This window comes from Polaromonas sp. P1_G4 (genome assembly GCF_056405475.1).
In genome coordinates, this window is record NZ_JBFUCA010000243.1 from 1 (window position 1) to 6,245 (window position 6,245).

The 6,245-nt window shown below is 62.6% G+C and carries 7 protein-coding genes; all 7 read left to right on the forward strand.

What is annotated here, in order from left to right; genetic code table 11:
* A partial coding sequence (locus AC1D1X_RS13200) for a ribonuclease catalytic domain-containing protein (protein ID WP_477698429.1) occupies positions 1 to 1,327 on the forward strand: 1,327 nt, incomplete at its 5' end.
* Between the two features lie 38 nt (positions 1,328 to 1,365).
* Positions 1,366 to 2,214 (forward strand): energy transducer TonB, encoded by an 849-nt coding sequence (locus AC1D1X_RS13205; protein ID WP_477698430.1) that lies wholly within the window; start codon positions 1,366 to 1,368, stop codon positions 2,212 to 2,214.
* Positions 2,215 to 2,262: 48 nt separating this feature from the next.
* A complete protein-coding gene (gene aroE, locus AC1D1X_RS13210; protein WP_477668389.1) occupies positions 2,263 to 3,102 on the forward strand; it encodes a shikimate dehydrogenase in 840 nt (279 codons plus the stop codon).
* A gap of 13 nt (positions 3,103 to 3,115) precedes the next feature.
* The gene (locus tag AC1D1X_RS13215) at positions 3,116 to 3,865 is read left to right on the forward strand and encodes a transglycosylase domain-containing protein (RefSeq protein ID WP_477668390.1); all 750 of its coding nucleotides are present in this window, start codon (positions 3,116 to 3,118) and stop codon (positions 3,863 to 3,865) included.
* Between the two features lie 29 nt (positions 3,866 to 3,894).
* Positions 3,895 to 4,527: a lysophospholipid acyltransferase family protein gene (locus AC1D1X_RS13220; protein ID WP_477668391.1), complete on the forward strand. Its 633-nt coding sequence runs from the start codon at positions 3,895 to 3,897 to the stop codon at positions 4,525 to 4,527.
* Between the two features lie 19 nt (positions 4,528 to 4,546).
* Entirely contained in the window at positions 4,547 to 5,527 is a 981-nt protein-coding gene (locus tag AC1D1X_RS13225) for a phosphatidate cytidylyltransferase (RefSeq protein ID WP_477668392.1), read from the forward strand.
* Between the two features lie 42 nt (positions 5,528 to 5,569).
* The gene (gene ruvC, locus AC1D1X_RS13230) at positions 5,570 to 6,118 is read left to right on the forward strand and encodes a crossover junction endodeoxyribonuclease RuvC (protein ID WP_477668393.1); all 549 of its coding nucleotides are present in this window, start codon (positions 5,570 to 5,572) and stop codon (positions 6,116 to 6,118) included.
* Positions 6,119 to 6,245 lie beyond the last annotated feature (127 nt).

Genomic DNA, 6,245 nt, shown 5'->3' on the forward strand with positions numbered 1-6,245 from the left:
GGCTTTCTCCATCGACGACTCAGCCACCACCGAGATCGACGATGCGCTGTCCGTGCAGGGCCTGGGCAGCGGCACTGTCACGCTTGGCATCCACATCGCCGCGCCGGGCCTGGCCGTATTGCCCGGCAGCCCGATCGACACCGTGGGCCGCGCGCGGCTTTCCACCGTGTACATGCCCGGCTACAAGCTGACCATGCTGCCGGATGAAATCGTCAAAAGCTACACGCTGCAGGAAGGCCGCAACTGCCCTGCGCTGTCGCTGTACCTCACGCTGGATGAGGCCACACTCGAAATCAAGGAAAGCGCCACCCGACTGGAGCTGGTGCCCATCGTCAGCAACCTGCGCCACGACGTGCTGGACAGCACCTTCACCGAGGCTTTTTTTGAAACCGCGCAAAGCAATCCGCCTACCGGCGTGCAATGGGGTGTGGAGCTGACCTTTCTGCACCGGTTGGCCAAACATCTGAAGGCGCAGCGCGAAATCGTGCGCGGCAAGCCAGAAAACTTCAACCGGCCAGACTACAACTTCAGGCTGGACAACCCCACAGGCGGCGAGCCCCAGGGCAACGAGACGGTCAGCATCAGTACGCGCCAGCGCGGCGCACCGCTGGACTTGATCGTGGCCGAGGCCATGATCCTGGCGAACAGCACCTGGGGCGAGTGGCTGGCCGAGCACGGCGTGCCCGGCATTTACCGCAGCCAGGCCAGCCTCTTGCCCGGCGTGAAAGTGCGCATGGGCACCAAGGCCCTGCCGCATGCGGGCATCGGCGTCAAAAGCTATGCCTGGAGCACCTCGCCGCTGCGCCGCTACACCGACCTGGTCAACCAGTGGCAAATCATTGCCTGCGCACGCCATGGCCGCACGGCGGCACTGGCTGCGCCGTTCAAGCCCAAGGACGCCGAGCTGTTTTCCATCATCTCGGGCTTTGATGCCGCCTACAGCGCCTACAACGGGTTCCAGGCCGGCATCGAGCGCTACTGGACACTCAAATACCTGCAGCAGAACAACATCACCGAGCTGACCGCCACCGCCTTCAAGGACAATCTGGTGCGCGCCGACGAGTTGCCGCTGGTGCTGCCGGCCGCCGGCGCGCAGGGCCTGCCGCGTGGCGCGAAAGTGCGTATAAAGCTGGGCGAGATCGACGAGATCACGCTGGATATTTCCGGCACAGTGGTCGAGCGGCTGGACGTGGAGATGGATGAGTCTCCTGATCCGCTGGGCGAGGAGGATGGCGAGTCCGAGATGGCCGCCGGCCCGATCTCGATTGCAGTCGATGTCAATGAGCCACAAACCGATGCCGCTGTGGCGGCTCCGGTCGCCGGTTAACACCGCAATACGCTCATAAACACCGATAATCTCTTCCTGTGAAGTCACCAAGCACACTGCAAATCGCCCTGGGCGCCTCCATCGCCTTTCATGCGGTGTTGCTGACGGCGCGTTTTGTTGATCCGGACCGCTTCAACCGCGTCTTTCAGGACACGCCGCTGGAAGTGATCCTGGTCAACGCCAAGTCCAACGAAAAGCCTGACTTTGCCAAAGCCATCGCGCAGGCCTCGCTGGCCGGTGGTGGCGACATGGAAAAAGGCCGCGCCACTTCTCCCCTGCCGCCTTCGGCCCTGATGGAGCTGGGCGACGCCACCGAAGACGCCCAGCGCAAGGTCGATTCCCTGCAGGAGCAGCAAACCCAGTTGCTCGCCCAAATCAAAAAACAGCTGGCATCGATGCCGCCGCCCGACCCCACACAGCCCGCCAACAACCCGGCGCAGGCCGAGCGCGAGGAAAAACGCAAGCAGCTCGTCAAGATCCTGGCGGAAATCGAGCGGCGCATCAACGAAGAAAACGCACGGCCGAAAAAGCGCTACATCAGCCCGGCCACACGTGAAGAGGTCTACGCCGTTTATTACGACGAACTGCGCCGCAAGATTGWAGACAAGGGGACGGTGAACTTCCCCGAGCTGGCCGGCAAAAAACTGTACGGTGAACTCACGATGATTGTGACGGTGAATTTTGACGGCAGCGTGATCGACACGGAAGTCGTGCAGACCTCGGGCAACCTGACGCTGGACCGGCGGGCGCAAAGCATCGTGCGCGGCACGGGGCCTTTCGGCAAGTTCAGCGATGCGATGCGCAGCAAGGCGGACCAGATCGTGGTGGTGTCGCGCTTCAAGTTCACGCGCGATGACACGCTTGAAACCAAACTCACCAGCCGCTAGCCCCGACTGCTGCTTTCAGCCCCACGCACATGAACACCCGGCCCCGCCATGGATAAGTATTACGTCCTGGGCAATCCGATCGCGCACAGCAAATCCCCGCTGATTCACGCACGATTTGCCGAGCTCACGGGGCAATCCCTGCAATACGAACGCCTGCTGGTGCCGCTGGAGGCGTTCGGCGCCACACTGGCTGAACTGGTACAGGGCGGCGTAAAAGGCTGCAACGTCACCGTGCCTTTCAAGCTGCAAGCTTTTGAAGCCGCAAGCACACGGACCGACAGGGCGCAATTGGCCCAGGCCGCCAACACGTTGGTGCTGCAAGGCGGCGCCATCCACGCCGACAACACCGACGGCGTGGGCCTGGTGAACGACATCCAGAACAACGCCGGTGTTTCGCTGGCCGGGCGCGATGTGCTGCTGATCGGCGCAGGCGGTGCCGGCGCCGGCGCGCTGGCCACCCTGCTGGCGGCCGGGCCACGCCGTCTGGTGCTGGTCAACCGCACGCGGGCGAAAGCCGACGCGCTGGTGGCACGGCACCGGGCACACTCGTCCATGCAGGGTTTGCTACAAAAAACGGAGCTACTCGCGCACGACCTGCAAGGTCTGCAGGGCTATTTCGATGTAATTGTCAATGCCAGCGCAAGCAGCCTGACTGGCGCGGGGGTGCCGGTTCCGGCGCGGGTGCTCAAGCCCGGCGCGCTGGCCTGCGACATGATGTACGGCCCCGCCGCGGCGGGCTTCATGGCCTGGGCCCGGGAAAACGGCGCAACGCCGCGCGACGGGCTGGGCATGCTGGTGGAGCAAGCCGCCGAGGCCTTCGCCCTGTGGCGCGGGGTTCGTCCGCCCTCTGCCCAGGTATTGCGGGAAATGCGGGCGCAGCTGGCATGAAGGCATGCACGCCATGAAAGCACTCTTCAGGCTCATCGGCCTCGGGCTGCTGGCAGGCCTGGCGCTGCAACTGTTTTTTGTGACGCGCATCGCCATGATGGCCGTGGTGGACCCGGAATCCACCGCTTTTCAGCGCTCGGAAGCCTACCTGGTAGTGCGCAACACCGGATCCCTCAAATGGCAGCAGCAATGGGTGCCTTACGACGACCTGCCGGACAACCTCAAGCGCGCGGTAATCGCATCGGAAGACGCCAGCTTCGCCGAGCATGACGGCGTGGACATGGAGGCACTTGAGAAGGCCTGGGACAAAAACGCCAAGGCCGAGCAGCGCGCCGCACAATCCGCCAGCCGCCTGGCTCCCGCCAAGGCAGCGGCAACACCCGCCAGACCGGTGAAAATCATTGGCGGCTCCACCATCACCCAGCAGCTCGCCAAAAATCTTTTCCTGTCGGGTGAGCGTACGCTTTTGCGCAAAGGCCAGGAGCTGGTGCTGACGCTGCTGCTCGAAGCCCTGCTCGGCAAGGAGCGCATTCTGGAGATTTACCTCAACAGCGTGGAGTGGGGCGAAGGTATTTTTGGCGCCGAGGCCGCAGCGCAGCATTACTACCGCAAGCCTGCGTCAAAACTGAGCGCCTATGAATCCGCGCGGCTGGCCGTCATGCTGCCGCGCCCCAAATACTTTGAAACGCGGCCCGGCTCGGGCTACCTGGCTTCGCGCGCCAGCACCATCACGGCCCGTATGGGCGGTGTGGAACTGCCCTGAATGCTGAGCAGCAAAAAGGGCCGAATCCCATGAGCGACAAATTTTCTCCCATCCTGGCCAAGCTGATGGGGCTTTTCCTGCTGGGACTGATCCGCACGCTGACCGGTGCACAGGCCCGCTGGCAAGGCTGCCCGCCCAAGGCGGAACAGCGTATTTATTTTGCCAACCACCAGAGCCATGCCGACCTCGTGCTGATGTGGGCGGCGCTGCCGGAAGAGCTTCGCAGCATCACGCGGCCGATTGCCGCGAAAGACTACTGGACCAAAACTCCTTTCAAGAAATGGATCACCACGGCGGTCTTCAACGCGATTTACGTGGACCGTGCCAAGACCGGCGACCAGGACCCGCTGGAGCCGCTGATCGAGGCCCTGACCAGCGGTGACTCGATCATCCTCTTTCCGGAAGGCACACGCGGCAACCACGAAGAGCCGCAAAAATTCAAGGCGGGCCTGTACAACCTGGCGCTCAAATTCCCCCAGGTGGTGCTGGTGCCGGCCTGGATCAACAATGTGCAGCGCGTCATGCCCAAGGGGGAAGTCGTACCGGTGCCTATCCTCTGTTCCGTCACCTTCGGCGCACCGATTGCACTGGGCGAGGGCGAAGACCGGGGCGAATTTCTGGCGCGTGCACGCCAGGCCGTCATGGATCTCAGGGAAACCTGACACAAGTCCCGGAATCCCGATGAACACTTTTTTGCGCAACCTTTCTCCCTCACACCAGGTCGGCCTGCTGTTCGTGCTGGTGTTCGGCATCCTGACCGTGATCAGCGTAGCCGCCTTCGTGATGGCCCTCAAGGACACGCACGAAGACGACCTGCACACCCAGAAACTCAAGGAATTCAGCGGCCTGCTGCGCACCTCGTGGTTCATGTCCACGGTGTTCTGGATCGGCTGGACGCTGGGCGAAACCGTGGCAACCGTGCTGTTCGGCATGGTGGCTTTTTTTGCGCTGCGCGAATTCATCACGCTCTCACCCACCCGGCAGGGCGACCACCGCAGCCTGGTGCTGGCCTTTTTTGTGGTGCTGCCGGTGCAGTTTGCCCTGGTCATCACGCGGCACTTTGACCTAGTGACCGTGTTCATTCCGGTCTACGTGTTCCTGGCGATTCCGGTGGTCAGCGCGCTGGCCGACGATCCTCACCGTTTCCTCGAACGCAACGCCAAGCTGCAATGGGGCATCATGGTCTGCGTCTATGGCATCAGCCATGTGCCCGCCCTGCTGCTGCTGAAGTTTCCCAACTACCAGGGAAAAAACGCCTTTCTGGTGTTCTTCCTGGTGTTTGTGGTGCAAAGCTGCATGATCGTCCAGCACCTGGTGGGTCGCAAACTGCAACGACCGGGCAGCGCGCCCAATGTCAGCAAGAGCTTTAACTGGACCAGCTGGTTGATCGCCGTCGTTGGGGCCAGCCTGCTGGGCGGACTGTTGGCGGGCCTCACACCCTTCAAGCCGGCGCAGGCGGTGGCCATGGCCTTTATTGCCTGCGTATCGGGCTCGCTCGGGCACCTGGTGATGAAAGCCCTCAAGCGTGATCGCGGCATTCCCAACTGGGGAAATCGCGGCGTGGGCGTCACCGGTGCCAGCGGCCTGTTGGACCGCGTGGATGCGCTGTGCTTTGGCGCACCCATATTTTTTCATTCAGTTAGATGGTATTTTGGCCTCTAACTCAATGAACACGCGCGCGATCAGCTATCAAATACATAGCATATGAGAATCCTCGGCATCGACCCCGGCCTGCAGGTCGCAGGTTTTGGCGTGATCGACATGGACGGCCAGCACCTGCGTTATGTGGCCAGCGGCACCATCAAGACCACACATATGGAACGCAGCGATTTGCCGGGCCGGCTGAAAGTGCTGTTTGAGGGCGTGTGCGAAGTGGTGGAGCGCTACCAGCCCGATGCGGCCTCTGTCGAAATCATCTTTGTCAACGTCAACCCGCAGGCGACGCTGCTGCTGGGCCAGGCGCGCGGGGCCTGCATCACGGCCCTGGTCTCGCGCCAGCTGACAGTGGCCGAATACACGGCGCTACAGCTCAAAAAGGCGGTTGCGGGCTATGGCAAGGCGGGCAAGGCCGAGGTGCAGGAGATGGTGATGCGCCTGCTGAAGCTGCCCTCCCTGCCTGGCAAAGACGCGGCCGATGCGCTGGGGCTGGCGATTACCCACGCCCACGTGGGCAGCGCCATGGCGCGGCTGGCTCAGGCCAGTGGCATAGACACAGCAATGGCGGGGAACTATCGAGGTGGGCGCAGCCGCTAACGCGGCAGGAGCGTCAAGGCAGCCCGGTTGACTCGCTACGCGACGCGCTCGAGTATCAGTACCGCAAAAAATCCGAACGCGGCGATCAGCGTCCACTTGAGAATGGTGAGCCCGAACTGCTTGAACC